General features: G+C 63.3%; 28 protein-coding genes. 4 read left to right on the top strand and 24 right to left on the bottom strand.

Going from position 1 to position 26,792, the window contains the following annotated elements:
- The 6 genes from AC4FS3_RS00450 to AC4FS3_RS00475 all read right to left on the bottom strand — a co-directional run bounded on the left by AC4FS3_RS00450 (nucleotide 1) and on the right by AC4FS3_RS00475 (nucleotide 7,319).
- On the bottom strand, nucleotides 1-1,023 hold the full coding sequence (locus AC4FS3_RS00450; RefSeq protein WP_491018892.1) for an ABC transporter permease: 1,023 nt from the start codon (nucleotides 1,021-1,023) through the stop codon (nucleotides 1-3).
- Nucleotides 1,020-2,561 (bottom strand): sugar ABC transporter ATP-binding protein, encoded by a 1,542-nt coding sequence (locus tag AC4FS3_RS00455; protein WP_491018893.1) that lies wholly within the window; start codon nucleotides 2,559-2,561, stop codon nucleotides 1,020-1,022. The genes AC4FS3_RS00450 and AC4FS3_RS00455 overlap by 4 nt, the downstream gene beginning before the upstream one ends.
- 11 nt (nucleotides 2,562-2,572) lie before the next feature.
- Nucleotides 2,573-3,544, bottom strand: coding sequence for a sugar ABC transporter substrate-binding protein (locus tag AC4FS3_RS00460; protein ID WP_491018894.1), 972 nt, complete (start codon nucleotides 3,542-3,544; stop codon nucleotides 2,573-2,575).
- Between the two features lie 21 nt (nucleotides 3,545-3,565).
- Complete coding sequence (locus tag AC4FS3_RS00465) at nucleotides 3,566-4,960, bottom strand: LLM class flavin-dependent oxidoreductase (RefSeq protein ID WP_491018895.1); 1,395 nt, start codon at nucleotides 4,958-4,960, stop codon at nucleotides 3,566-3,568.
- A gap of 974 nt (nucleotides 4,961-5,934) precedes the next feature.
- The gene (locus tag AC4FS3_RS00470) at nucleotides 5,935-6,486 is read right to left on the bottom strand and encodes a DUF924 family protein (protein ID WP_491018896.1); all 552 of its coding nucleotides are present in this window, start codon (nucleotides 6,484-6,486) and stop codon (nucleotides 5,935-5,937) included.
- Nucleotides 6,487-6,548: 62 nt separating this feature from the next.
- Nucleotides 6,549-7,319, bottom strand: a complete 771-nt coding sequence (locus AC4FS3_RS00475; RefSeq protein WP_283176781.1) for an SDR family oxidoreductase — start codon at nucleotides 7,317-7,319, stop codon at nucleotides 6,549-6,551.
- A 95-nt stretch (nucleotides 7,320-7,414) separates the two neighbouring features.
- Between AC4FS3_RS00475 and AC4FS3_RS00480 the strand changes: the two genes are divergently transcribed.
- Nucleotides 7,415-8,317, top strand: coding sequence for a LysR family transcriptional regulator (locus AC4FS3_RS00480; protein ID WP_491018897.1), 903 nt, complete (start codon nucleotides 7,415-7,417; stop codon nucleotides 8,315-8,317).
- Between the two features lie 15 nt (nucleotides 8,318-8,332).
- Here AC4FS3_RS00480 and AC4FS3_RS00485 read toward each other — a convergent pair whose 3' ends face one another.
- A complete protein-coding gene (locus AC4FS3_RS00485) occupies nucleotides 8,333-9,832 on the bottom strand; it encodes an inorganic phosphate transporter (RefSeq protein WP_491018898.1) in 1,500 nt (499 codons plus the stop codon).
- A 67-nt stretch (nucleotides 9,833-9,899) separates the two neighbouring features.
- Nucleotides 9,900-10,373 (bottom strand): NUDIX hydrolase, encoded by a 474-nt coding sequence (locus tag AC4FS3_RS00490; RefSeq protein WP_283176778.1) that lies wholly within the window; start codon nucleotides 10,371-10,373, stop codon nucleotides 9,900-9,902.
- A gap of 265 nt (nucleotides 10,374-10,638) precedes the next feature.
- Between AC4FS3_RS00490 and AC4FS3_RS00495 the strand changes: the two genes are divergently transcribed.
- The 3 genes from AC4FS3_RS00495 (at nucleotide 10,639) to AC4FS3_RS00505 (ending at nucleotide 13,634) form a co-directional block, all read left to right on the top strand.
- Entirely contained in the window at nucleotides 10,639-11,568 is a 930-nt protein-coding gene (locus tag AC4FS3_RS00495; protein ID WP_491018899.1) for a LysR family transcriptional regulator, read from the top strand.
- Nucleotides 11,569-11,697: 129 nt separating this feature from the next.
- Entirely contained in the window at nucleotides 11,698-12,645 is a 948-nt protein-coding gene (locus AC4FS3_RS00500) for a hydroxyacid dehydrogenase (RefSeq protein WP_491018900.1), read from the top strand.
- On the top strand, nucleotides 12,645-13,634 hold the full coding sequence (locus tag AC4FS3_RS00505) for an Ldh family oxidoreductase (protein WP_491018901.1): 990 nt from the start codon (nucleotides 12,645-12,647) through the stop codon (nucleotides 13,632-13,634). Before AC4FS3_RS00500 ends, AC4FS3_RS00505 begins: the two co-directional genes overlap by 1 nt.
- Here the strand turns inward: AC4FS3_RS00505 and AC4FS3_RS00510 are convergent, their stop codons facing one another.
- The 16 genes from AC4FS3_RS00510 to AC4FS3_RS00585 all read right to left on the bottom strand — a co-directional run bounded on the left by AC4FS3_RS00510 (nucleotide 13,635) and on the right by AC4FS3_RS00585 (nucleotide 26,708).
- The gene (locus tag AC4FS3_RS00510; RefSeq protein ID WP_491018902.1) at nucleotides 13,635-14,387 is read right to left on the bottom strand and encodes a sulfite exporter TauE/SafE family protein; all 753 of its coding nucleotides are present in this window, start codon (nucleotides 14,385-14,387) and stop codon (nucleotides 13,635-13,637) included. It abuts the gene before it with no gap.
- A gap of 142 nt (nucleotides 14,388-14,529) precedes the next feature.
- Nucleotides 14,530-14,886 carry a hypothetical protein gene (locus tag AC4FS3_RS00515; protein ID WP_491018903.1) on the bottom strand — a complete coding sequence of 119 codons (357 nt, stop codon included), beginning with the start codon at nucleotides 14,884-14,886 and terminating at the stop codon, nucleotides 14,530-14,532.
- 1 nt (nucleotide 14,887) lies between these two features.
- Entirely contained in the window at nucleotides 14,888-15,517 is a 630-nt protein-coding gene (locus AC4FS3_RS00520; protein ID WP_491018904.1) for an ABC transporter substrate-binding protein, read from the bottom strand.
- A 75-nt stretch (nucleotides 15,518-15,592) separates the two neighbouring features.
- Nucleotides 15,593-16,507 carry an ABC transporter permease gene (locus AC4FS3_RS00525; protein WP_283176772.1) on the bottom strand — a complete coding sequence of 305 codons (915 nt, stop codon included), beginning with the start codon at nucleotides 16,505-16,507 and terminating at the stop codon, nucleotides 15,593-15,595.
- Entirely contained in the window at nucleotides 16,500-17,270 is a 771-nt protein-coding gene (locus AC4FS3_RS00530) for an ABC transporter ATP-binding protein (RefSeq protein WP_491018905.1), read from the bottom strand. The genes AC4FS3_RS00525 and AC4FS3_RS00530 overlap by 8 nt, the downstream gene beginning before the upstream one ends.
- A gap of 505 nt (nucleotides 17,271-17,775) precedes the next feature.
- Nucleotides 17,776-18,090 (bottom strand): NIPSNAP family protein, encoded by a 315-nt coding sequence (locus AC4FS3_RS00535; RefSeq protein WP_283176770.1) that lies wholly within the window; start codon nucleotides 18,088-18,090, stop codon nucleotides 17,776-17,778.
- 18 nt (nucleotides 18,091-18,108) lie between these two features.
- Entirely contained in the window at nucleotides 18,109-19,122 is a 1,014-nt protein-coding gene (locus AC4FS3_RS00540) for a YeiH family protein (protein ID WP_491018906.1), read from the bottom strand.
- Complete coding sequence (locus AC4FS3_RS00545) at nucleotides 19,119-19,787, bottom strand: fumarate hydratase C-terminal domain-containing protein (protein ID WP_491018907.1); 669 nt, start codon at nucleotides 19,785-19,787, stop codon at nucleotides 19,119-19,121. Before AC4FS3_RS00545 ends, AC4FS3_RS00540 begins: the two co-directional genes overlap by 4 nt.
- The gene (locus AC4FS3_RS00550) at nucleotides 19,784-20,740 is read right to left on the bottom strand and encodes a fumarate hydratase (protein ID WP_491018908.1); all 957 of its coding nucleotides are present in this window, start codon (nucleotides 20,738-20,740) and stop codon (nucleotides 19,784-19,786) included. The genes AC4FS3_RS00545 and AC4FS3_RS00550 overlap by 4 nt, the downstream gene beginning before the upstream one ends.
- Before the next feature lie 17 nt (nucleotides 20,741-20,757).
- Nucleotides 20,758-22,512: an L-aspartate oxidase gene (locus tag AC4FS3_RS00555; RefSeq protein ID WP_491018909.1), complete on the bottom strand. Its 1,755-nt coding sequence runs from the start codon at nucleotides 22,510-22,512 to the stop codon at nucleotides 20,758-20,760.
- Between the two features lie 3 nt (nucleotides 22,513-22,515).
- A complete protein-coding gene (gene sdhC / locus AC4FS3_RS00560; RefSeq protein WP_491018910.1) occupies nucleotides 22,516-22,857 on the bottom strand; it encodes a succinate dehydrogenase, cytochrome b556 subunit in 342 nt (113 codons plus the stop codon).
- Nucleotides 22,854-23,186 (bottom strand): succinate dehydrogenase, encoded by a 333-nt coding sequence (locus tag AC4FS3_RS00565; RefSeq protein WP_283176766.1) that lies wholly within the window; start codon nucleotides 23,184-23,186, stop codon nucleotides 22,854-22,856. The genes sdhC and AC4FS3_RS00565 overlap by 4 nt, the downstream gene beginning before the upstream one ends.
- Nucleotides 23,186-23,893, bottom strand: coding sequence for a succinate dehydrogenase/fumarate reductase iron-sulfur subunit (locus tag AC4FS3_RS00570; protein WP_283178746.1), 708 nt, complete (start codon nucleotides 23,891-23,893; stop codon nucleotides 23,186-23,188). Before AC4FS3_RS00570 ends, AC4FS3_RS00565 begins: the two co-directional genes overlap by 1 nt.
- 192 nt (nucleotides 23,894-24,085) lie before the next feature.
- Nucleotides 24,086-25,138: a YeiH family protein gene (locus AC4FS3_RS00575; RefSeq protein WP_491019296.1), complete on the bottom strand. Its 1,053-nt coding sequence runs from the start codon at nucleotides 25,136-25,138 to the stop codon at nucleotides 24,086-24,088.
- Between the two features lie 96 nt (nucleotides 25,139-25,234).
- Nucleotides 25,235-26,416: a UxaA family hydrolase gene (locus tag AC4FS3_RS00580; protein WP_198837391.1), complete on the bottom strand. Its 1,182-nt coding sequence runs from the start codon at nucleotides 26,414-26,416 to the stop codon at nucleotides 25,235-25,237.
- 4 nt (nucleotides 26,417-26,420) lie between these two features.
- Nucleotides 26,421-26,708: a UxaA family hydrolase gene (locus AC4FS3_RS00585; RefSeq protein ID WP_198837392.1), complete on the bottom strand. Its 288-nt coding sequence runs from the start codon at nucleotides 26,706-26,708 to the stop codon at nucleotides 26,421-26,423.
- Nucleotides 26,709-26,792 lie beyond the last annotated feature (84 nt).

The raw sequence follows: 26,792 nt of genomic DNA on the forward strand, positions 1-26,792 counted from the left end.
TCAGGCTCCCTTTCGGCGGTTCAGGGCCGTGGCCGCCACCACCGCGAGGATAAGCGCGCCCTGGACGCCCGAGACCCAGTTGCTCGACAGGCCTTTCAGCTGGAATCCGTTCGACAGGAATCCGATGAACAGAACCGCGATCAGGGTGCCCGCAACTGTGGGCACTCCGCGTCGTGAAAACACCGTGCCCAAAAGTGCCGCGGCAAGGATCGACAGCAGCATCTCGCCGGTGCCGGTCGAAGAGGCCGAAAGCCGCGAAACGCTGAGGATCGCGGCGAAAGCGGCGGTAAAGCCCGCAACCGCGTAACTGCCCAGCCGCAGGCGCGCGACAGGAACCCCGGCGGCGCGCGCGGCCTCCGGGTGGCCGCCGGTCGCGTAAAGCCGCAGGCCGATCGGGCTGGCATGGAGGATCAGTGCCGCCACAAGGCTCACGACGATCAGCACCCAGGTCAGGCTGGAAAGGCCAAGGAAACTTCCGCCCGAAAGCAGGCTCAGGATCGCAGACGCAGCCGGGATCACGGTGTTTTCCGTCAGCACCAGCTCCAGCCCGCCGACGATATTGCTCATGGCAAGCGTGGCCAGCAGCGGCAGAATCCCAAGCCGCACCACCGCCAGCCCGTTCACCACGCCGACCAGGGTACCAGTGCCCAGCGTGACGGCAAGCGCGGCAGGCTCGCTCCACCCGGCACGAAGTGCGACCGCGAAAACCGCAGCCGAAAGGCCCATATTCGCCGCCAGAGACAGGTCGATGCCGCCGGTCTGCACATCGGAGCCGCCGGTCAGGATCACCAGCGCCATCGCAAGCGCGAGAACCCCCGGGATCGCGGCTTGCTCGACCACGTTCAGGATGTTCCAGCCGGTGAAAAAGCCGCGTGTCGTCAGGGCGAAAGCCGCAAGGACCAGCGCCACCGTGGCCAGCGCCACCAGCCGCGTGAGGTCTCCGGCGGCAAGCGATCCGGCCCTGGATTTCAGCCAGCTCCTCCCCGCCGCGCCAGGAAGAATTTCGGTCTGCGCCAGGGTCATCCTGCAGCTCCTTCGGAAATCGGGTTGCGCGCGCTGGTGCCATTGGCCGCGGCCAGCAGGCGCTCGGGCGTCAGGGTCTCGCCCTGGAAACGGCCGGCCACCCGACCACGATGGATGATCAGCGCGCGATCACAGAGCCCCGCGAGTTCGAGAAGGTCGGAAGACAGCACGATCACCGCCGCCCCTTCAGCCGCGAGCCGGTTCAGCACATTGTAGATCTCGACCTTGGCGCCGACATCGACGGCCACGGTCGGCTCATCCAGCAGAAAGACCCGCGCTTTGGCAGACAGCCATTTCGACAGCACGACCTTTTGCTGATTGCCCCCCGACAGCGCCGCGATCTTTTGCGCAGGCCCGGTGGTGCGGATCGACAGATACTGAATGCCCTTCGCGGCAAGGCCCTGTTCAGCGCGGCGGTTGACAAGGCCCAGACGGCTCAGAAGCCCGAGATTGCCGAGGGTGATATTCTCGCGGATCGAATGCGAGACCGAGACCCCCTGGCGGCGCCGATCTTCGGGAACCAGCACCACGCCCTGCCGGACAGCGGCGCGGACAGAACCGGGCGCATAGGGGCGGCCCTCCAGCTCGACCCGGCCATGATCGGCGGGGGAGAGGCCAAAAAGCGTCGCGAGGATCTCTTTCGCGCCCGATCCGAGCAGGCCGGAAATCCCCAGCACCTCGCCCTGGCGCAGGTCGAAACTGACATCCGAGAAAACGCCATCGCGGCCAAGGCCATCCACCTTCAGAACGACCTTGCCGGTCGGATGGCTGCGGCGCGGGTAAAGCTCGCCCACCTCGCGATTGACCATTTCGGTGACGATTTCAGGGATCGAGGTCGCAGCAACCGGATGCGAGGCGACATGGCGGCCATCGCGGAAGACGGTGACATGGTCGCAGATCTCGGCGATCTCATCCATGTAATGCGAGATGAAAAGGATGCTCAGCCCCCGCGCGCGAAGGCTGCGCAAGGTGCTGAAAAGGCTCTCGACTTCGCGGCGTACCAGGGCGGCGGTCGGCTCGTCCAGCACCAGAACCCGCGCATCAGAGGCCAGAGCGCGGCTGATCTGGACGATCTTCTGTTCCGCCGCCGAAAGGTCGCGGATCAGCCGGTTGCCGGGGATTGCAAGGCCGAAATGACGCCGGATCAGATCCTCGGCCTGCCGCCTGGCCCGGCGCGCATTGTAGAAGGGTCCGAATTTCGGCTCCTGTCCCAGAGCGATGGCCTCGGCCACGGTGGCGGTTGGCACCAAAAGCCTGTCCTGGTGGATGAAATGGATGCCGCGCCGCTCCATCTCCTCCGGACTGGGATGCCGGACGGGCTGTCCAAACACCCGCACCTCGCCCGCATCAGCCTGTTCGATACCTGCAAGAATGCGGATGATCGTCGATTTCCCGGCGCCGTTCTGGCCGACAAGGCCGTGGATCTGCGCCGGGTGCAGCACCAGATCCGCGCCGCGCAGGGCCTGCGAGGCACCGTAGGTTTTCACGATGCCGCGAAGCTCGACAGTCGGCAGGCGCGGGTCTGGTGCTGTGGTCATGATACGACCCTTCAGTCGGTCGAAGGCAGGGTCGGGATGACTTCGGCGGCGTTTTTCTTGGTGACGATGATGCCGGGCACGAAGGTCACCGGCGACACGGTTTCCCCGTTCAGATAGGCCGCGACATTGCGGGCCGAGACCTTTCCCATCTCGACCAGCTGCTGCACCACCACAGCGCCGCCGGCGCTTTCAGGGTCGGCGACCTGGTCAAGGAAATCCGGGCTGCCATCGACGCCATAAGTATAGATGCCCGCGCGGCCCGCGGCGTCGATCGCCTGGGTGGCACCGATCAGCGGCACATCCCAGCACGACCAGATCGCGCTGATATCACCGTCATTGGGGTATTTGGTCAGCATATCGGACACATCCGAAAACGCACGCTGCGCGGTATTCGGGATCACGTCGCGCAGCTCAGGCTCGATCACATTGATCTCGGGGAAGTCCTTGAGAACATAGCGGAACTGATCATAACGGATGCGGCAGGGCGGCACCGAGTAGAAGCCGTTGAACACCAGGACATTCCCCTTGGCGCCGATGTCATTCACCAGTTGCAGCGCCAGCGCCGAGCCCAGCCCGTAATTGTCCGAGGCCACCACATTCACCGCCGCTTTCGATGTGGTGTCGATGGTGAAAAGCGGGATGCCGGCCTCGGTGACTTTCGCAAGCCAGGGCTCCAGCACCTCGAGATTTCCGAGGATCTCGATCACGGCATCGGGTTTTTGCGCGATCAGCGTCTGGATATGGGCGATCTGGGTCTGGTCATTGGACTGCGCATCCAGCCCGATCACGGTGCCGCCCAACGCCTCGACCTCGGCCACAGCGCTTTGGTAGAACAGCCGGTCGGCCTGATTGTCGGCCCGGATCGTGGTGATGCCGATTGTCTTGCCGGCCAGCGGCTTTGCGTCCTCGGCGAGAGCTACACCGGTCAGCGCCGTACTGGCGGCCAGCGCCAGAAATGCACCGCGAAGAGAGGTCAGGGTCATCAGTTGCTCCGGTATGTGGGGTCAGAGGAAGGGGGGAACCAGCGGCGGGTCGGGAAAGGCGGAGGCAAGGGTGCGAAACCCGGCACCCGGATGCGGGACGCGAAGACGATCGCCACGCCCGAAGAGCTTTTGGCGCAGCGTTCCCGGCGCATAGTCGCGCGGATAGATGCCGCGCTTTTGCAGTTCTGGGACAAGATAGCCGGTGACATTTTCAAAGGTCTGATGCGCCGTGACATAGGCGAGGTTGAAACCATCCACCCCTGTCGCCTCCTGCCAGGCCTCCAGCTGATCGGCCACGGTTTCAGGGCCCCCGACGATCACCGGCCCCGCGCCGCCGATACCCGCCCATTTCGCCAGATCGGCAAGGCTCCAGTCGCGCTGATCCGAGAACCGATCCAGCATCGACAGGCCGGAAGAGGTCGTGACCTTGCTCAGCAGATCGTCGGGCGCGTAGCGCGACAGGTCGGTTCCGGTCCAGCCTGAGAGCAACACCAGCGCGCCTTCGACCGAGACATGATCAAGATAGCGGCGATAGAGAGCCTGCGCTTTGGCATCACTCTCTTCGACGATGACGGTGGCAAGGGTATAGACGATGAAATCCTCGCGGCGGCGCCCGGCGGCGGTGGCAGCCTCGGTCAGGGCAGCGATATAGCGCGCGAGTGCGGCTTGGGTCGGGGTCGAGACGAAGACGCATTCGGCATTTCGCGCGGCAAACCCGATCCCGGCGCGGCTGGCGCCCGCCTGGTAAAGCACCGGGCTGCGCTGCGGTGAAGGTTCGCACAGATGAGGCCCGGGCACGTCGAAATACCGGCCCCGGTGGCGGATCGGATGCACTTTCGCAGGGTCTGCATAAAGGCGACGCGCGGGGTCGGCCTGGACTGCATCCTCCTCCCAGCTGCCTTCCAGAAGCTTGTAGATCACCTCGAGATATTCCGCCGCAACCTCGTAACGGTCATCATGCGCCTTGAGCGCCGCACCTGTGTTGCGCGCCCCGCTTTCAAGGTATGAGGTCACGATGTTCCAGCCGATCCGACCCTTTGTCAGATGGTCGGCGGTCGAGAGGCGGCGGGCAAAAAGGTAAGGATGTTCGTAACTGGTCGAGGCGGTGATGCCGATCCCCAGATGCTCCGATACCATCGAGATCGGCACTGCAAGCTGCAAGGGGTCATTGACCGGGATCTGCGCAGCCTCGCGCAGCGCACCCGCATTCGAGCCGCCATAGACATCGTAACTCCCGATCACATCCGCGATGAAAATGCCGTCGAAACGCCCCTTTTCGAGGATCACCGCCAGATCGGTCCAGTAGCCGATATCCTTATACTGCCGCGACCGGTCGCCCGGAAATGTCCAGAGACCGGGCGACTGATGCGCCACGCAATTCATCTCAAAGGCATTGAAGCGCAAGCGCCGGCTCATCGGACAGCCTCCCGGGATCGGGGACGATCCTCTCTTTCGGCAGCGTTAATGTCTATAAAACAGGTCGTTTAAAAATCGACCCGATCCGGCATGGCCTTTTCGCCGCAGGCCCCTGGTTCAGCAATTCTCTCTCAGTTGGTGCAAATGTACCTCGAGAGTGCCCGTGGCCGCGCTGCTGGCTCTGGTGGTCGGTGGCGCAAGCGCTGCACATTGCTCTCCCGGCATGATCCGGCCCGGTATAACCACCCGCTCAACATTCCCCACCCTGCCACCTGGCGGTATTTGCACCTCAGGACAGGGTCGGCGGCTGGCCGGAGATGGACAGGAGGGGGATGGTACTCAACGACCGATCTTCCATTGCCGCGTCCTCGGCGAGAGGTAACGAGGCAATGGGCGATCAGCAGCGATCGCGCGAGTACCCCGGCCCGGATGCCTGAAAGGGCAAGCGGCGCAGTGATCGGGGCGGACTGTCGGGTGCATGATAGCTGTGGAACGCACTGGCAAGGCGCAGATTGACGCTTTTGCCGCTGCGGTCGTGGCAGGGGCTTGCGCCTTTTCTGGCGCTGGCTGAGGCCGGCTGAATGCCAGCGCCTCGTCAGTTCCTGACGCTGTTTATCGGGATTCCGCTGATTTTGGACCTGGTTGCCAGCGTCTGATGCAGGGAAAGCTGTCAGCTGATCGTGGACCGTAAGCTGCAAAACCATATCGGAGTTTTATCAGAGCCGGGCTGGCGCAGTCGTCGTGAGCTTCATCCTCGTGTTCAACATGCTCGATATCCCGGTCAACATTCTGGGTGCTGTGCCGAGGTTTCCATTGGTTGCTTCGGCATCCCTTCGTCGTGGCCCCAGGCCAGAGTTTTACGCTTTCCCGGACCAGGTCAATTCCGGCGTGCTTTCCTGGCTTATGGCGAGGTTCGTTCCGATCCGGCGCCGGGGACGGGGTATGGTTTCACCGCGGGCTGCAACAGCCGTGCCTCAGCCGCGAAAGCCGCCATCTTGCAGGAAACGCGCCTCATCGGGACGCGTTTCACGTTTCAGGATCCGGTTCCTGTGCGGAAAGCGTCCGAAACGGCGGATGATTTCGTGATGGCCCTCGGCATGAGACAGCCAGGGCTGGCCAAGCCGGCGGTTGAGCCGCAGGGCGATTTCCTGATCGGCCAGATCCTCGGAATGCGAAAAGGGCAGGGCGAAGAAGAGCCGCAATTCGGGATCGACATTGGCGGCATAGCCGCGCGCCTCAGCCTCGCGCGCGAAAGCACGGGCCTGGGCATCGGTCGCATACATCCGTGCCGTGCCGCGAAAGGCGTTGCGTGGAAACTGGTCAAGCAGGATCATCAGCGCCAGCGCCCCTTCGGGCATCCGGATCCAGCCGTCAGGATCACCCGCTGCCACATGTTCATGCAGCGCCAGAAAGCGGTCGTGAAAAATGCGGTCAAACGCCGGGCGCTGTGCGAACCAGTCACCGCGCCGGCCGGCCTCCTGCCAGAAGGCGACCACCTCCTCTGCTTTGGCTGCGAAGGGCAACATACAGGGCTCCACCAGATAAAAGGCGGCCCGGCCGCTGGGGACGACCGGGCCAGGAGTGGTGGTTACTTCGTGGTGTAACCGCCATTCACGAGGATCGTCTGGCCGGTCATCCACCAGCCTTCGGTGACCAGAAACCGGATCCAGGGTGCGATATCTTCGATGTCCGTCAGGCCGGTTTTCGAGAACCCCGAAAGCGCTGCGGCCGATTTGTGATAGGCCTGCGCGTCAGGCGCTTCCTGACCATAGAAGAACGGCGTATCCATCGGCCCCGGGCCAATTGCGGTCACCGAGATCCCGCGCGCGCCGAACTCTTTCGAGGCGGCCCGGGTGAAATGCTCGACCGGCGCCTTGGTGCCGGCATAGCTCGCATAAAACGGCGTATAGGCGCCCAGAAGCGAGGTCACCAAGGTGCAGATCGCACCATTGTCCTGCACCGCGCGCCCGGCTTCTTTCAGGAAGAAGAAGGCGGCTTTGGCATTGACGTCACTCATCTCGTCATATTCGGCCTCGCTGATCTCTGAGATCGGCTTTTTCAGCACTTTGCCAACCGTATTGATCGCAATATCCGGGCGGCCAAGCGCGGCTTCGGCCTCGGAGAAAAACCGGGTCACCGCCGCCGCCGTGGTCAGATCGGCCTGGATCGCAATCGCCTTCGCGCCTGCGGCACGCACCGCCGCGACGGTCGCTTCGGCCTCTGCCGCGCTGGCCGCGCTGTTGTAATGCACCGCAATCGCCTTTGCTCCTGCAGCGGCGAAGTCGCGCGCCAGCAGCCCGCCGAGGTTCTTGGCCCCGCCCGCGATGAAGATGGTCTTGTCCTTAATGGTCCGTGACATCGTCGCCCTCCTACTGGTTACCGGGCGCAATTTATGTTTTGACGGAATTAAATAAACTCACCAATTCTGGCTTCATATGTCGCAGGATCCGAACAATGGACCAGTTGAGTCTCTTTCAGATCTTCACCCGTGTGGTGGCCACCCGCAGCTTTACCAGGGCTGCGGATACTTTGCAGATGCCGCGCTCCAGCGTCTCGACCGCGATCGCGGAACTGGAGGCACGGGTCGGGATACGGCTGCTGAACCGCACCACCCGCGTCGTCGCCCCCACCGCAGAGGGCGAGGAATTCCATGAGAGATGCCTCGCCTTTCTGGCCGAAAGCGAAGAGCTCGACAGCCTGTTTCGCAGCGGTGCACGGCAGGTTGAGGGGCGGGTGCGGATTGATCTTCCGGCGCGGATCGGGCGGCTGATCGTGGCGCCCCGGCTGCCCGGGCTTATGGCACGCTGGCCGGGTCTGCAGATCGAACTGGGCATGACCGACCGGACGGTGGATCTGGTCGGGGAAGGCGTAGATCTGGCGCTGCGGGTCGGGCCTCTGGCGGATTCCGGGCTCAGGGCGCGGCGCCTCGGCGAAATCGCCCAGATCAATGTCGCAAGCCCCGCCTATCTTGCGCAACATGGCACGCCGCAGGACCCGGGCGACCTGAGCCGGCACTGGCAGGTCGCCTATGCCTCGCCCTCGACCGGGCGGGTGGCGGAGTGGGACTGGCAGGCCGGAACGCAAGACAAAAGCTGCGCTGTGCCCTGGCGGGTCTCGGCCAATAGTGCCGAGGGCTATATCGCAGCGGCCCTGGCGGGGCTCGGGCTGATCCAGATCCCCGCCTATGATGTCGCCGCCCATATTGCGTCGGGCGAGCTGGTCGAGATCATGCCCGCCTTTCGCCCGCCCGCCATGCCGATGCATCTGCTGTTTCCCGGCCGCCCGCGCGGGCTGCGCCGGATCACCGCCGTTTCCGACTGGCTGGAAGCCGTAATCCGCGCAGAGATCACCGGCTGAAGCCTGCGCCGCGTCTCAGGACACGGCGCCGAGGGCTTTCAGCGCAAGATACATCAGCCCCGAGGCCAGCGCCGTTGCCGGCACCGTGATCACCCAGGCCAGAATGATGGTCATGAAATGCGACCGGCGTACCAGCTTGCGGCGGCGGCGCTCTTCGCTGGCCATTTTGGGCAGCTCCACCGCCCCGGTCATCTGCCGCATCCGCCGTGCCTCCACCGCCTCGCGGAAGAAACCGACGCCGAAAATCCCGCCGATCGCGATATGGGTCGAACTGACCGGCAGGCCGAACCAGCTGGCCGCGATCACCGTCACCGCCGCCGAAAGCGCCACGCAATAGGCGCGCATCGCGTTCAGCCGAGTGATCTGCCCCCCCACCATACGGATCAGCCGGGGCCCGAACAGCAAAAGCCCGACCGAGATCCCAAGCGCCCCGATCAGCATGACCCAAAGCGGCACCGCCGCCGTGGCCTCGCCGCCATGCAGCAGCGAGACGATGGCCGCCAGCGGCCCGATGGCGTTCGAGACATCATTGGCGCCATGGGCAAAGCTCATCAGCGCGGCCGAAAGCACCAGCGGCACCTGGAACAGCACTTTCAGCGATTTGTTGCGGTTTTCCAGCCCCCGGGAATGGCGCAGGATATAGGGCTTTGCCGCCGCCCAGCTGAGCCCGCAGGCGATCAGCCCGACCAGCAGCGCATGGCCAAAGCTGAGACCGATCAGATGTTTCAGCCCTTTGAGCGAAAGATAGGTGGCAAAGGCCCCGGCCATCACCGCGATCAGCACCGGCACCCAGACCCGCGCCGCCGCGATCTTGTCCTCGCGGTCGATCACGAGCTTATGCACGACCCACAGCGCCGCTGCTGCCAGCGCCCCACCCAATGCCGGCGAGATGATCCAGCTGGCAGCGATGCGGGACATCCCGCCCCAGTCCACCGCACCAAAACCGGCGGCGGCCACCCCCGCACCGACCACGCCGCCGACAATGGCATGGGTGGTCGAAACCGGGGCCCCCACCCAGGTCGCGAGGTTCAGCCAGAGCGCCGATGACAGCAGCGCCGCCATCATTGCGACCACGAAAGACGCTTCATCTCCAAGGCTCGACGGCGCAATGATCCCCTTGGCGATGGTATCAACCACTTCGCCGCCGGCGATCAGCGCGCCGGCGGTCTCGCAGATCGCGGCAATGGCCAGCGCGCCGGCCATGGTCAGCGCATTGGCCCCCACCGCCGGGCCCATATTATTCGCCACATCATTGGCGCCGATATTCAGCGCCAGATAGGCCGCAAAAGCCGCGGCCACCACGATCACCAGCCCGCCCGAGCCGCCCCCCGACACCAGTGCCGCCCAAAGCGCGGCCAGCGCCACGAACACCAGCCCCAGACCCACCGCGACCAGCGGCTGCGCCACATAAGAGGTCGCAAGTTCCAGCCGGGAGATCCGGCTCAGGTCGCGGTCCAGCACTTGCCAGCCGGGCTCGGGCTGATCGCGCAGCTGCGGGTCGGTTCTGTCGCTCATAGGGTCTCACGGCGTGGAAAGTGATGGGAAATCGGGAACCGGCAGCGGAGGGTCCGCCCGGATGCGATCAGGCGGGTGTGATCAGCTGCGGCGCGGCGCGCAGCAGGCGGGCCAGTTCCGGCTCATCCACGAGGCTCGCGGCCTTTTCCGGTGCGAACCATTCGCGTTTGCGCCGCCCAGCCTCGGGGTAATTGTCAAGCAGCCGGTCAACGCGGATCGCCCAGACATCAACCATCGTGCGCGCCGGCACGTCACCCGAGAGCCGCTTCTGGTATCTGTAGCGGCCAACAAGCTGCGGCTGCGGGTCTTCGATACGGATCCCGGCCTCTTCCCAGGCTTCCTCAAGCGCGGTCCCGGCGCCGTCGCGGCCCATTTGCGGCCAGCCCTTTGGCAGGATCCAGCGACCGGTGGTCAGCGAAGAAATCAGCAAAATCTCGATCCCGCCGGCATCCGTCTCATGCCAGCACAGCGCCGCCACCTGGTAATGCGACGGCCGGCGCAGAATCAGCGCCCCGAAATCGGTCCAGATTTTCCTAAACATACGCACCCCCCGGTTCGGGCCTGTCCCAGGCAGCTCCCCCTAACAGGACCGCGTCCGATGATCGACTGCAAACGTCATAATTTCGTTACAAATTTCATACATTCGCGGCAGAGCCGTCTATCTGAGGCCAGTGCGCCAGGCCGAAATGAAGACCGGGCCCTGCGGGATATGTAAATTCATCTTTACAAACCGGCCCCAGATACAGATCAAAGTAAAGAATACCTGCCATAAATCGCCCCCTCCCCCTGCAGATAAGGGCAGCACCGTGTCGATCCGTATGCTGAAAACGCTGATTGCTGTGGCCGATCACGGCACCTTCAGCGCCGCCGCCGAGGCGGTTTTCGTCACCCATGCCGCAGTCAGCCAGCAGATGCGGGCGCTGGAGGAGGAATGGCGGGTGCAGATCTTCAACCGCGCCACAAGGACGCCGGAATTCACCCCGCTGGGCCGGGCGCTGCTGGCGAAGGCGCGCGCCGTGGTCCGGGCCTATGATGATATCGTGCCCTCGGTGATCGGCGATGACGGGCTGAAAGGTGACTTTCTCCTCGGGGCCGCGCCGACCACGCTGACCGGGCTCACGCCTTTCGCCACCGCGATCCTGAAGGCGCGGTTTCCCGATCTGCATGTCGGGCTGTTTCCCGGGCTCACCACCCATCTGATCCATGAGGTCGAACGCAATACGCTGGACGGCGCCCTGGTCTCGCGCCCTGCTTTGCTGCCAAAAAACCTGATCTGGCACCCGGTTGCGGCGGAAGAACTGGTGCTGATCGCATCCGAGAGGATCCTGTCCTCTGACCCGGTACAGATCCTGCGCGCCCATCCCTTCATCCGCTTTTCGCGCGATGCGGTGGTCGGCACCATCATCGAAGGCTGGCTGCAGAACAACAATATCCAGGTCTCGGAAAGCATGGAACTGGGCGGGCTTGAGGCGATCTACGCCATGGTCCTTGCCGAGCTGGGCGTCTCGATCGTGCCCGAGCCTTGCGTGCATGTGCCCCATTATTTGCCGCTGAAACGGCTCCGGCTGGCCGAGACCGGCGGGCCGGTGCGCCATCTTGGCCTTGTGCATCGCAGGGACAGCACCAAGTCGCGCGTGCTGGAGGAAGTCCTTCGCGCCATCGAGCTGGCCCGCGAGGGCGGGAGTTTCTCTCCCGAAGCCATCGCCGCCGCCCTGGCCTCAGACGTACCGGCCTGAACTCCCCGCCCGGCCCGAACGGAAAACCCGCATTCGCGGTGGATGCCGCTTGCTTTCACTCGCAAGTCTTATATATGAGTAGATATACAAGATATATGCCACCCATATTGGCCCCGAGGGAGAAAGCCCATGCAGATCGTCGTTCCGGAATTCATGGAAGAGGACATCCTGCGTGCAGGGCTGAGCGGGAGCGGGATCCTCTATGACCCGGGGCTGGTCGACCGGCGGGCCGAGCTTCTGGCCGCCCTGGCAGGGGCGGAGGCGATCATTGTCAGAAACCGGACCCAGGTGAATGCCGAACTGCTGGCGGCGGCGCCGCGCCTGCGGGTCGTGGGCCGGTTGGGGGTCGGGCTGGACAATATCGATCTCGAGGCCTGCAAGGCGCGCGGGGTGGCGGTGTTCCCGGCTTCCGGCGCCAATGACATCTCGGTCGCGGAATATGTGATTTCTTCCGCCATGGTGCTGCTGCGGGGGATACACGCCATGCCCTCGCGTCTGGCAGACGGCGACTGGGCACGCAACGCGCTGATGAACGGGCGCGAGATCAACGGTAAGACGCTGGGCCTGGTCGGCTTCGGCTCCATCGCTCGCGAGACCGCGAAACGGGCGCTGGCGCTTGGGATGGACGTCATGGCCTATGATCCGCATCTGGCGCCGGAGGGGCCGCATTGGGATCTGAAAACCGGGCGCGTGCGGCCGGCCGATCTGGGCACGGTGCTGGCGGGCGCGGATGTGCTGTCGCTGCATGTGCCGCTGACCTCCGGCACCCGCCATATGATCAATGAGGCCGCACTGGCGCAGATGAAACCCGGCGCCATCGTGATCAATGCGGCGCGGGGCGGCGTGGTCGATGAGGTGGCGCTGTCCCAGGCCTTGCGGACGGGCCATCTCTCCGGCGCCGCGCTGGATGTGTTCGAGACCGAGCCGCCGCCGCCTGAGGATTGCGCCCGGTTCCAGGACCTCGCCAATGTCATCCTGACGCCGCATATCGCGGGCCTCAGCCAGGAATCGAACCGTCGCGTCTCGGAGGTCACCGTGGCCTCGGTGCGCAAACATCTGCTGGCAGAGGTGTCGTGATGGAGCGGCTTTCCCTTGCGGCGGCGATCAGTCTTGCCGAGACGGCGCTGACCCGCAACGGTGCCGGTGCGGCGGCGGCGGCCAGCGTGGCGCGCGCGCTTGTCCAGGCCGAGGCGGATGGGTTCAAAGGCCATGGCCTCTCGCGCCTGCCCGCCTATGTGGCGCAGCTGCGGGTGGGTAAGGTCAGGGGCGAGGCCGTGCCGGTGGTGACCCGCCCCCGCCCCGGCGCGCTGATGGTCGATGCCGGTCACGGCTTTGCCTTCCCGGCGCTGGATATGGCGGTCGAGGCGCTGCCCGCGGTCACTCATGCCCAGGGGATCGCCTGTGCCGCCGTGACCCGCTCGCATCATTGCGGATCTGCCGGGGCCTTTGTCGAGCGGCTGGCCGATGCCGGGCTGGTCGCGCTGCTTTTTGCCAATACGCCGGCAGCGATGGCGCCATGGGGCGGCAATCGCGCGGTCCTCGGCACCAATCCGATCGCTTTTGCCTGCCCCCTGCAAGACGATGCCCCCATCGTGGTCGATATGGCGCTGTCCACCGTGGCACGCGGCAATATCGTTGCGGCGGCGAAAAAGGGCGAGGCGATCCCGCCGGGCTGGGCTTTTGACGCGGACGGCCAGCCCACCACCGATGCCAGACGCGCACTGTCGGGCACGATGGCGCCGCTCGGAGATGCCAAAGGCGTCGCCCTGGCGCTGATGGTCGAACTGCTGGCAGCGGGCATGATCGGTGCCAACTATGCCGCCGATGCGAGCTCCTTCCTGGATGACAAGGGGCCGCCTCCGGGCACCGGGCAGCTGTTGCTCGCGCTGGATCCGGGGGCTTTTGGCCCGGGTGCCATGGCGCGGTTTGCGACGCTGGCCGGGATGATCACCGACCAGCCGGGAGCACGGCTGCCAGGTGCGCGCCGGCTTGGGGCACGGCGTGCGGCTGAGCGTGACGGGCTGGCGCTTTCCCCGGCGCTGATCGGCGAAATCACCGCGCTCTGATCACAGGAGCGCGGGTAATTCCTTCAGCACGATCAGCAGCCCCGACGCAAAGAGCAACACGATCAGGAGCCGGCGAAAGCGCGCATCGCTGAGCCGGCGATAGACGTTGATCCCGATCTGCGCCCCGATCAGCGTCGCGGGCAATGCCAGGGCCGTAAGCCAGAGCGTCTCGCGCGTATACTGGCCCTGCAGCGCGAAGGTCAGCATCGCGAGCGCCAGCACCACCACGTTATAGGGCTGCAACACCGCCCGCGTCTCGGCCTTGCTCCAGGGCCGCATCGCGCACCACATGGTCGGAAGCGCGCCCGACAGCCCCGCCGCACCTCCCAGCAGCCCGCCAAGAAAGCCCACGCTGCTGTCGACCAGCGGCGTCGGGCGCCGGATCGCCGGAAGTGCGCGGCGAAAGCTGAAAAACGCGCCGTAAAGGATCATCATCGCGGCGATGGTCAGCTTCAGCACCGGTGCGCTGATCATCGCAAGCACCATCGCGCCCAGTGGGATCCCCGGCAGCGCCGGAAAGAGGAACCGCAACAGACGCACCCGGTTGGCGCTGATCTCGCGCCGGACGATCCAGACGCCTTGCAGGCCGCTGATCACCGACATCACCACCGACATCGACACCGCCTGCCCCGGCGGCAGCACCTGAAGCCAGAAGCCAAGCGCCAGCAAGGCCGTGCCAAACCCCGCGAGCCCATTGATGAAACCGCCAGCAAGCGCCCCGGCAAAGAGATAAATCAGCACCTCCGCAGTCACGTCAGATCACCCCGTCTTTCGCTGGCCGCAGCGGCGCGCGCCCGGCACTCTGCCTGATCTGTCGCATCGTTTCGATCCTTTGATATCGCGCATAAATATGCCCCCGCCGCCGGACGGGGGCAAAACTCAGATGAAACCCCGCTTAACCCGGGAAAGCGGTCGGAAAGAAAATCTCTTTCCAGTCGGTGACATCGGTGGTGATCAGCCCGGCACGGGTCATATATTCGAGATAGGGTCCGATCCCTTCGGGGGTCACCGACCAGTTCACCCGCGGATCGGTGATCAGCGCGATTACCTCTTCCTCGCTGAGATTGGTGGCCTCGGCCGCCATCCAGATCTTCGCCGCCTCTTCCGGGTTTTCGTTGATGAAGGTCATCGCCTCCTGCATCGCCGCCATCAGCACGGCGACGGTCCTGGGATTGCCTTCAACGAAGTCACTTTTCCCCCAGATCAGGTTGAACGTATGCGGACCTCCGACCACGTCATAGCTGTCGAGCACCTTATGGGCGCGGGGGTCTTTCAGCTCCTGGTCCTGGAAGGGGGGGGGCGCCGAAATGGGCGACGATCTCGGATTGCCCGCCCATCAGCGCGAGCAGCGCGTCCGGATGCCCCATCGAGACGGTGAAAGCATCAAGCGCCGCATGCTGGCCTTCCCCGAGATATTTCTCGGCCCCCATCTGCAGCGTGATTGCCTGGATCGAGGTCTTCACCGCCGGCAACGCGATCTTATGTGCGCTGGTGAAATCCTTGAGCTCCTTCACCTCCGGCGCGGTGGTCACGAGGTAAAGCGGCATCGAATCCAGCGCCGCGATTCCTTTCACCTTCATATTGGCCTGGGTGCGTGCCCAGATCGTCAGGGCCGGGCCAACGCCACCAGCTGCAATGTCGAGATTGCCCGACAAGAGCGCCTCATTCATCCCCGATCCGCCGGTAAAGCGCAGCCATTCGGTCTTAAAATCCAGCCCGGCCTCTTTCGCGTGTTTCTCCAGCAGGCCCTGTTCCTCGATCAGGGTCAGCGGCAGATAGCCAATGCCGAATTGCCGCGCCATGCGCAGCGTATCGACCTCGGCCAAAGCGGGTGCAACGGTGGCCAGCCCGAATGCCAGCGCGAGTGACAGTCTCAGTTTCATGTTTCTTCCTCCCTCATGCGGGTGCGGGCGCGCCCCTCCTCCGGGCGGCCCTTTCCCGTTCTGACAGTTTTCGTTTCAGTGCTGCACGCCCCACCGCTGGATGGTCAGGCGTTCAATGGTGCGGAAGATCAGGTTCTCAACGATCAGACCGATGATGATCACGGTCAAAAGCCCGGCGAAGACCTTGGGGATATCGAGCATATTCTTGTTTTCAAAGATGAACCAGCCAAGCCCGCCCGAACCCGAGCTGACCCCGAACACCAGTTCCGCCGCGATCAGGGTCCGCCAGGCAAAGGCCCAGCCGATCTTGAGCCCGGTCAGGATCGATGGAAAAGCCGCCGGGATGAGGATTTTCAGGATAAAGGACGGCCCCCTGAGCCCGTAATTCCGCCCGACCATTTTCAGCGTTCTCGACACGCCCAGAAAGCCCGAATGGGTGTTCAGCGCAATCGCCCAGGTGACCGAATGGACCAGCACGAAGATCAGGCTGCCATTGCCGAGCCCGAACCAGATCAGCGCCAGCGGCAAGAGCGCAATCGCCGGCAGCGGGTTGAACATCGAGGTCATGGTCTCGAGAAAATCGGTGCCGATCCGCGACGCGATTGCCAGCGCCGTCAGCACCGAAGCCAATACGATGCCGAGGCCGTAGCCCATCAGCAGCACCTTACCCGACCCCCAGGCCGCCGCCGGCAGCGTGCCATCCGTCAGCCCGCTGAAAAACGCCCCGATGGTGGCGGTAAAGGTCGGGAACAAGAGGTCGTTGTTCAGTACCCGGCCATAGATCTCCCAGATCCCCGCCAGCACCGCGAGGATCACCAGCTTTCTCAGCCAGGCCTCACGGTAGAGCATCTCGAACCATGAAAGCTTTTGTTCAGTGACGGTCAGCTCGCCGCCGGTGACATCGTCATGAAAGATTTCCGGTCGGTCGCCGGAAGAGCCTGGAAGGCCTGGTTCTGCCATATTCCTGAGCCTCGTGACTGGTTCAGACATGCTCCACCTCATCGGGTTCATGCGCGAAGAGCATCTCGTGGATCTGCCGCTCCAGCTCTGCCGCCTTGCGCGGATCGGTGGTGCTGTTCATCTCGGCCTTAACCCGGCCAGGATGCGGCGACATCAGCAGGATGCGGTTGCCGATCTTGATCGCCTCGGCAATCGAATGGGTGACGAACAGAACGGTGAATTTCGTTTCTTCCCATAACCGCAACAGCTCGTCCTGCATCCGCCGCCGGGTCAGCGCATCCAGCGCCGCAAATGGTTCGTCCATCAGGAGGATGTCCGGCTCCATCGCCATGCCGCGCGCAATGGCGACCCGCTGTTTCATGCCGCCCGAAAGCATATGCGGATGGCTGTCGGCGAATTTCTCGAGGCCAACCTTGACCACATATTCCATCGCCTTCTCATCCGCCTCGCGGGCATTGAGCTTTTTCGACGCGGTCAGGGCAAAGGCCACATTCTGGCGCACGGTCTTCCAGGGCAAGAGCTGATCGAATTCCTGGAACACCATCATCCGGTCCGGCCCCGGCTGGGTGATCTTGCGCCCCTTGAGCCGCATCTCGCCCTCGGTCGGCGTGATATAGCCGCCCACCGCCTTTTGCAGGGTCGATTTCCCGCATCCCGATGGCCCCAGCAGGATAAACCGATCCCCCTGATGCACGTCGAAACTGACCCGGTAGGTCGCGGTAATCAGGTGATTTGGTGTTTTATATTGCAGGGTTACTCCCCGCACGGTCAGCAGCGGATCTTGTGGCTGCATCTCTCCTCCCTCTAAATCTGCCGGAACCGCGCCTCCCAACGCTGTTCCCAGTGGATAGGGACCCGCCGGTCAGGTGCGGGATTTCATCCCACGCCTTTTCCGGCAGGCTTGCGAAAACGGGTCTTTTTGCAGCCCGTTCAGGACGATGTCATTCGGAAATGGCACGAAGCCGCATCGCCGCCCCGGGAAACAAGACGCAACCGAGCCAGCTTCCTGTCTTAAGGTTAGGGGAGAAGGTTTCGCAAGAAAATCTAAAAATCTTAATGTCTTCCGTAAGTAATACTTACAAACACCTGGCGCAGAAAATGCCGTCGCCAGGGATCATGCGCCGCCGCTTGCAGACGAAGCTCTGCCCCGGCAAAGCGCATGGCGGCGCAGGGCCTCCTGCCACCACAAGACTGTCAGCCACCCCGGGGTTGAGCTCGTACATCGTGACCTCATGCGCGGCACAAACCAGCTGGCGTGACATGGCAGGGTCCAGGTGGCCTTCTGCCATCAAGGCTCATCAGTCCTGGCGGAAAAACGGCGCCGGGATCAGGATTTTTGTCTCGATATGATCGACCAGCGGCCGCATCTGCACGGCGTAATTCTGCCATTCGTCTGAAGCCTGGAGGGCCTTACGCCGCTCCCAGCGGTCATCCATGCTGGCATAGCCCCACATATGGACGATCTGGTTCAAAGGTCCGATATCGGTGAAATAATAGCCGACCAGATTGCCGAGGATGCGGGTCTGTACGGCAAGGCCTTCAGCCTCATAAAGCTTGAGGAATTTGGAAACATTGCCATTCTTCAGCGTATAGGTCCGCATATCAACGAACATGGTCTTGCCCCTCAGAGGTCAGATTTCAAAGATCCGGATCGCCGCCAGCGCGAAAACGGCCAGCAAAACGGTCAGGCCGCAGACGATGCCGATGGCCACACCGCCAACCTCTCCCAGCTTTTTCAGCGAGGTTTTCATGCCAAGCGCAGCAATGGCGGTGATCAGGCACCAGCGCGACAGATCAAGCAAATGGGCGCTGATTTCGGCCGGAATGACATCGGTACTGCCGATCAGCACCAGCGCCGCGAAGCCAATGACAAAGAACGGGACAGGCAATCGGCCGCCCTGCTCCGCAGCGCCCCCCTGGCTGAACATCAGCGATAAAAGCACCACAACCGGAACCAGCAGCGCGACCCGCAGCAGCTTTACGAAGGTCGCCGTGGCGCCGGCCTCGTCCGAGACCGAATAGCCCGCGCCGACCACCTGGGCGACATCATGGATCGTGGCGCCAAGAAAAACGCCCATCGCATGATCCGACAGGCCAAGCGCCGCCCCGATCATCGGATAGACAATCATCGCGAGCGTCGAAAGCGCGGTCACCGCGATCACCGTGAAGATGGTATCGCGTTCCTGTCCGGGGCCGGATTTCGGCAGGACCGAGGAAATCGCCAGCGCGGCAGAGGCGCCGCAAATCGCCACCGCACCGCCGGTCAAAAGACCGAAGGGCAATGAACGCCCGGTGAACCTCGCCAGCGCCACGCCGGCAAGGATGGTCAGCCCCACTCCGGCAAAGACCAGCAGGACAACGCCGATCCCGGCCGCCGCAATCTGCTGCACTGTGATCCCAAGACCCAAAAGCGCCACGCCAAAGCGCAATAGTTTTTTCGAGGCGAATTCAATCCCTTCGGCGGTTTTCATGTCGGGTTCGGCGAGGAAGGTTAAGGCCATCCCGATCAAAAGCGCCATCAGCATCACCGGCGCGCCGTAATGTTCCGAGATGAATTTCGCGGCCAGCGCCACTGTCACCGCCGAAACCAGCCCCGGGAAAAGCCGCCGGCAGCTGCCCGGCACCTCTGCCACGAGGCTGTTCATCCGATCAGCTCGTCGCCACGGTCATCGGTCTCGCCAAAGCGTTTCAGGACAGCCGGTCTGGTGCCCTCATAGACCCGCCCGAGGTTCTCGGCGATTTTGGCATTCTCGCGCTCGAAGAGGCAATTGCCGTCAAGGTCGGAGGCCACAAGGAAGGGCCCCATCCGGTTGCAGCGGATCACCCACATCGCCTGGGCAAGGCCAAGTTCCTCATTCCAGTGGACGGCCTCGACATTCTCGACGCCGCGCCCGAGCAGCGCGCCGGTGCCGTAACCCACGGTCGAAAGATAGACCGCGCCATTCGGGACGAAGTAGTCCTTATAGTCTTTCGAGGACATGCCGCCCTTGCCGATGATCAGCTTCGCGCCGGTCTTCGCCATCCATTCCGGCAGCCATTTCGCGAAGCGGAAGCTCGCCGTGGCGGTCACAGCGCCCAGATCAAACGTACCATCCTCGCGGATCGTCGCAGCTGGCGAGCAGTGGAAGTTCGCCGCGCTCTGCGAGGGCAGCTCCATCGGGATATTCGCGTGTCCCTCGAGCGCGCGCATATAGACGCCTTCGCGGGCGGTATACATCAGCCCATTGAGGTAAACGATATCACCAAGGCGCAAAGCCGCGATGTCTTCCGGCGTCGGCGTGGTGGAAAGGATGACCTCACGCGGTTTCATTCTGCGGCCTCCCGGACGGTATCCCAGCCGACGGTTTCGCGGCGTTGATAGGGGGTGAACCAGTCGGGGTCGGTGCGGTGTTCGACCCGGCCGTCCGGGAAGATCCGGGCCACCGCGCGGCGCGAAGACAGGCAAAAGGCATGGACCGACATCTGCATGCCGCCGGTATGGCAATAGCCGACCTCGATATGGGTATCGATCACCATATTCTTGCCGACAAAACCCATCGCCCCCATGCCGATGGAATTGCCAAGCTCTTTTAACTCTTCCTCCAGTGCCGCGATCTTCGGGTCGGAATTGCGGTCGCCCACTGTGCGCAGGCAGGCCGCGCGTTTGCCAAGCACCATGCAGGTATCCTTGCAGCCACCGAGGCCAATCCCGATGATCGCCGGCTGACAGGCGAGGCCGCGTTTGCCGAAAGCCACCAGACAATCAAGGTAGAAGCGCTTGATCCCCTGGATGCCGTCTGACGGGAAGAGCATCCGGTAATCCGTCCCGAACAGCCCGCCCTTGTGGACGGTGATTAGGTCGATCCAGTCGCCGCCCGGCTCATAGCCATATTCGATCTCGGGCGCGCCGATGCCGATATTGTTGTTGTGATCGGTGCGCCACAAAGGATGTACCCGATTGGGGCGCAGCGGCACCGAAGACGTCGCGTTCGAGGTCGCCCGGCGCAAGGCCTCTTCCAGCGCGATCGGCCCGCCCTCGATCCGGGCGTCATTGCCCATCTTCACATACCAGCGCGGCGTGCCCGTATCGCCGCACATCGCGCGGCGGTCCTGTTTCGCGGCCTCGTAATTCTCCAGCATCGCCTGGAGAACGAAGGAGGAAAGATCCCCATCCTCGGTTTCCGCCGCCGCCTTCAGCCCGCCGAGGTAATCCTCGGGGATTTCAATCGCGGCCTTGGCCATCAGCGCCTCGGCGGTGGACTGGATCACATTGATCGGTATCACGGGTTGGCTTCCTTTATTCAGGTCGCGACAAGCGTTTCGGGTTCATGCGCGGGCAGCACCGTCTCGCCAGGGCGGACGATGGTGAACTGCACCTGTTCGCGGGTCAGGGTCAGTGCGTCACCCTGCTTGCGGGCAAGGGTGAAGTATGAGCTTTCAAGATCGCCACTTTCGGGGAAATCCTCGCGAAAATGCGCCCCGCGTGAGTTTTCGCGCAGCCCCCCCGCCCGCGCGATGACTTCCGAGACCTCGACCAGAGAGGCCATGTTCAGCCAGTCATGCCAGGTCAGGTTGAAGGCGAGGTTTGCCGGGTCAACACCGGTCTCCATCAGTTCACTGCGGAGTTCTGCGATGCGTCTGACGCCGCGCTGCATCCCGGCGCCGGTGCGCATCACGCCGACATCTTCCCACATCGCCTCCTGCAGCTTGTGGCGCAAAGGCTGGATCCGATCGGCCTTCTTCGAGAACGGATGGCAGGCGCGGAGAACCTCCGCCGCAAGCACCGCTTCATCCGGGTCGCGCAAAGACATCTTGCGGATGTCAGCCGCCATCACATCGCCGGCGATACCGCCAAAGACGGTCGAATTCGCGACCCCATTTCCGCCCAGCCGGTTCGAGCCATGCGCGCCGCCGGCATCTTCGCCCGCGACGTAAAGCCCCTCCATCTCGGTGCGGGTATCCGGGTCAACCACCACGCCGCCCATGAAATAATGCGCGGTCGGCACCACCTCGACCTTGCCCGCCGCAAGGTCAAACCCGCTGTCAGCGCAGCGTTTCACCATGCCGGCGAATTTCCTGCGGACATTGTCGGGTCCCAGATGCGCCATTGAGATGAACATGCCGGTCTGGGTCGGGTCGTTGTTCTTCCGCATCTCGGCATAGATGCCGCGGCTGACCACATCGCGGGTCGCCCGCTCGCCGCGCTGGTCATAATCGAACATGAACCGCTCACCGCGCGCGTTCAGCAGCTGGCCGCCCGCACCCCGTAAGCCTTCTTCCAGCACCGTGCCGGTCATGCGGGTATAGTCGCCCGCCAGAAGGCCGGTCGGATGGAACTGCACCATCTCCATATCGCGCAAGGGCAGGCCCGCGCGCAACGCCATCGCCAGCCCGTCCATCGTCTTGTCGCCCGAGGGCGTGTGATATTTATACATGGTAGGGCCCCCGCCGGTGCCCATCATCACGGCTTTCGCGCGGACAAAGCGGAACCGCCCGGTGCGCATATCGATGAACAGCACCCCGGCAAGCGAGGCCCCGTCTTTCGTCGGCACCAGACCAATCGCGCGGTGCTCCTGCAGCTTTTGCACGGGCCGCGCCAGCACCTGCTCCATCAGCCGCGAGATGATCTCGATCCCGGTCAGATCGCCCTTATGAACAGTGCGGTCGGCGGTCTGGCCCGCGAAAGCCTTTTGGTGCAGCGAGCCGTCCGGGTTGCGGTCAAAGAAACAGCCAACCTCGTTTTCCAGTTCGCGGATGCGGACCACCGCCTGTTCGCAGAGCCGCCAGGCCATATCCTGGTTCGGCAGCCATTTACCGCCATTGATCGTGTCCATGAAGTGGCGCTCGACCGTGTCGCCCCCGCCAAGTGCCACGTTATAGCCGCCCTGCACCATCCGCGTGCAGCCGCATTTGCCGATCAGCCCCTTCACCGCCAGGGTGATCCGCGTGCCCGGGGCCGCGCTCTGCGCCGCATGCAGCGCCGCAAACAATCCGGCCCCGCCCGACCCAAGGATCAGGATATCCGTCTCGTCGCGCTCAATCTCAAACCTGGTCATGGGTTATATCGCCCTGAGAAGAAATGTGCCGGAGATCAGAAACGCCCCCGCAATCGCACCGGCGGCCAGGCTTTTCTGCCGCTGCGACCAGGGCAGGAACTCCAGCGCCAGGAGCCGCAGCCCCCCGAAGAAATGCACCGCCAGCAGGAAGACGAGGCCGAATTCCGCGACTTTCACCAACGGGTTATCGGCAAAGCTGAGGAACTGATCGAGCTGATCGGGATCGGTCAGTGCCAGCGACAGTACCCAGAAATGCGCGGGCAGAAACAGAGCCAGAGCGAAGCCAGAGGCACGGTGCAGCATATAGGCAAGCCAGAGCGGGTGGCGCCGGTGAGGCCCGATCACAGCAGTGTCACGGCCAGAACGGCGCGTGCTCCCATCACGGTCAACAGGGCCATGACGCCCAAGGTGAAGACTTCCAGCAGGCGGCCCCTCAGGCCTGTGACCTCATGCAGGATCACCCGCAGCCCGATGGCCGCATGAACCGAGACCGCCAGCACAAAAGCGCCGTAGAAGAGGAACCAGGGGATCGAGCCTTTGGTGCGGCCAAGGATCTCGGCCGAAGACAACCCGCCCTGGATCGCGTAAATCATCACCGCCAGATGGCCGATCACCAGCGGTCCCATCACCATCGCACTCAGGCGCTGCGCCATATAAAGCCGGATCCCCAGCATCAGCCTTTCCCCCCGAAAAACGACCGCGCCGCCGCGCGTTTCAGCCCGGCGATGGAGCTGAGCGGGTCCAGCTCATTGGGGCAAAACCGGGTGCAGCTGCCCTGGCTGTGGCAATTGGTGCAGCCCCCGGGCCCGGTCACGCTGGCGAGAACCGCTGCGCGGTCGGTGACTTTGACATCGTTGTAAAGCGTCCAGGCCCGTTGTAACGCCGCCGGACCCAGGTAATCGGGATTGCCGGCAACGGTGTCGCAGGCCGCGTAGCAGACCGCGCAATTGATGCATTCAATCGCCTTATTGGCCTCGACCCTGCCCGGATCTTCCGGTCTGACCTGCTGGATCGCGTCGTCGCGGCTGAGGCCCGGTTTATGGACGCCACCCGCCTTGATCCATTTCTCGAAAAACGGGTCCATATCGGCGGCGAGGTCTCGGATCACCGGCAGATTGCGCAGCGGCCCGACGGTCAGCCTGTCGCCGTTCAGCACCTTTTTCACATGGGTCCGGCAGGTCCAGCGCGGCTGGCCATTCACCATCATCGCGCAGGAGCCGCACATGCCGACGCGGCAGGCATAGCGATAGGTCAGCGACGGGTCGAGCTCTTGCTGGATATAGCTCACCACATCCAGCACGGTCTGATTGTCCTGTGCCGGGACCTGAAAGCTCTCGTAAGCGCCCTCGTCTCCGGACCCGCGCCAGACCGACACGTCCATCACCTTTTCGTTCCCGCTCACAGCGCACCTGTTGGCTCTTCCCTTGAACACGGTGTAGCGCATGTTTTTTCTAACACTAAGGAACTAATTTTAAATAATTTAGTAAGCAAAACTTACATTAAACGAGGTCGCCGCATAAAAAGCCCCGCCACAACGGGCGGGGCAAGGGTCTGGCGAAAAGCGAAAAGTCGTTCAGCTGATCAGATGCAGGCCCGCAAGGATGAAACAGGCAAGGAAGATGGTCTCGACCACGACGAGCCAGATGGCAGAGCCACCCACTTCCATCATCTTCACCAGCGAGGTCTTGATCCCCACGGCGGCGATGGCGGTCAAGAGGGCCCAGCGGCTGGCCTGTTCGGCGAACCAGGCGACAGAGGCAGGGATCACGCCAAAGGAATTCAGCGCGGCCAGTACCAGAAACCAGATCACGAAGGACGGCAGCAAAGGCGGGCGGATGCCGCCGGTACTGTCTTCACCCAGATGCCCGGCGCGGATCACCAGAGAAAACACCAGCACCACCGGCGCCAGCATGGCAACGCGGATCAGCTTGACGACCGTCGCCGTCTCGCCCACCTCCGGGCTGATCGAGAAACCGGCGCCGACGACCTGGGCGACGTCATGGATCGTCCCGCCAAGAAAAACGCCGGATTCCAGGGGCGTAAAGTCGAACCAGCCGGAAAGCGGCGGATAGGCGATCATCGCGACGGTCGACAGGATGGTGACGGCCATCACGGTGAAGGCAAGGTTGCGCTCGGATTTATCGGTGCGCGGCAACACGGCGGCAATCGCCATGGCAGCGGAGGCCCCACAGATCGCCACCGCCCCGCCAGAAAGCAGCGCCATGCGCCAGCCGCGCCCGAAAACCTTTGCGGCCAGCATCGCGAACAGGATCGTGACCGCCACACCCGCGATCACCAGCAGGATCATCCCGGTACCAAGCTTTGTCAGCATCTCGACCGAGATCCGCGCGCCCAGCAGCGCTACGCCAAGGCGCAGCACAGTGCGGGCGGAAAAGCCGATCCCGGCCTCGGTCCGCGTGCCCTGATCGGCAAGGAAATTCAGCGCGAGCCCCATCAAAAGCGCCATCAGCATCGCCGGCGCGCCGTAATGCTCGGACAGGAACTGCGCGGTCACCGCGACAAGGATCGCAACCGCAATGCCGGGAAACAGAGTATTGGCAGACTGCCATAGCGCCGTACCACGCAGGCCGGCGGGGCGGGTATCAGAGGCCCGCGTTTCGTCGATTTGTGCCATAGCTTTCCGCTCCGGGCTCAGACCGTATTTCACCGGCCCCGCGACGATCGCGGGGCCGGGGTCCTATAGCAGATCTAGGATCACAGATCAGGCGCTGCGGTAAAGCTTCGTCATCGAGAATTCGCGATGACCGAGCGCTTCGGCGCAGGTCAGACGACCATTCGCGGTGCGGATGATCATCTCGATCAGCGAGTCGCCGGCCTGATCTATGGTCTTCTCGCGGGTCAGCACACCAGTCACATCGACGTCAATATGTTCCGACATGGTGCGAAGCGTGCGCGGATTGCCCGAGATCTTGATCACCGGAACGATCGGATTGCCGACCACATTGCCCTGCCCGGTCGGGAAGGTGTGGATAACATAGCCGCCCGCCGCCATCAGCGTGACACATTCCGCCGCGGCCGAAGAGCTGTCCATGAAATAAAGCCCCGGCCCCTTTGACGGTGCCTCAGCCGGGCCCATCGCATCGATATAGGTCGAGGTGCGGCCGATCTTTTCCAGGTTGCCGAGCGCCTTTTCCTCAATGGTGGTCAGACCGCCGAGGATGTTCCCCTTGGTCGGCTGGCTGTCCGAGAGGTCATCGGTCTGATGCGCAAAGATCACATCATCCGTATAGGCCTGCCAGATCGCTTTGAATTTCGCGGCAGCTTCGGGGGTTGCGGCGCGTTTCTCGCAGATATGCTCGGCCCCGGTGATTTCCGAGGTCTCGCCAAAGCAGCCATAAATGCCCTGCGGAAGCAGCTTGTCATACATATTGCCGACGGTCGGGCAGGAGGAGAGGCCCGTGGTCGTGTCGCTCTCGCCGCATTTGGTCGAGATCCAGAGATCCGAGATCGGGCAGTCTTCTTTCTGCAGCTCGGACGCCCAATGGACATATTCCTTGGCCTTCCAGCTTGCGGCGCGGATGGTCTCGAAATCGCCCTTCTGCTCGATGGAGAAGCCGGTGACGGGCTTGCCTGTTTTGGCGATGCCGTCAACGATGACCTTGGTCCATTCCGGCTCGATCCCGATCACCACCACAGCGGCGACATTAGGGTTGGCGCCGGTGCCGATGATGGTGCGGAAATGCAGCTCGAGGTCTTCACCGAACTGGAGACGCCCGTAAGCATGCGGCAGCGCCATCGTGCCTTTGACGTTGTTTGACACCGCTTCACAGGCGGCGTTCGAGATATCATCCACCGGCAGGATCAGAACATGGTTGCGGACACCGACGCGGCCATTCTCACGCCGCCAAGCTTTCACCGTCGCATTGCTGAAATCGAGTGCCATCTGATCACCACCGTTTCGTTTTGCAGTTATGGGTATGGACGTGGTCGCCGATGCCGGCATCTCCGACCATGCGGCCAATGTCTTCGCCATATTTGGTGACGGTATCGCCCGCCTTGAGCGGCTTCAGCGCGACCTTGTGACCGATCGGGATGTCGGCATTGGCGACAAGGCGGAAGTCCGAATTGTCATGCGTGACGACGCAGATCATCTCGGTGCCGGCTTTCAGGTTCTCGACGACAACCACGCCGACATTGTCCTCGTGATCATGGACCAGAAGTTGCGGGATACTCATGGGCTCCTCCCCGGGATTGCTGTTCTATCCGATGCTCAACTCGTATCATGTACAATTACTCTTATACAAGAGTTATTCTATAAT

The sequence above is a fragment of the Pseudogemmobacter sp. TB195 genome (genome assembly GCF_058313095.1).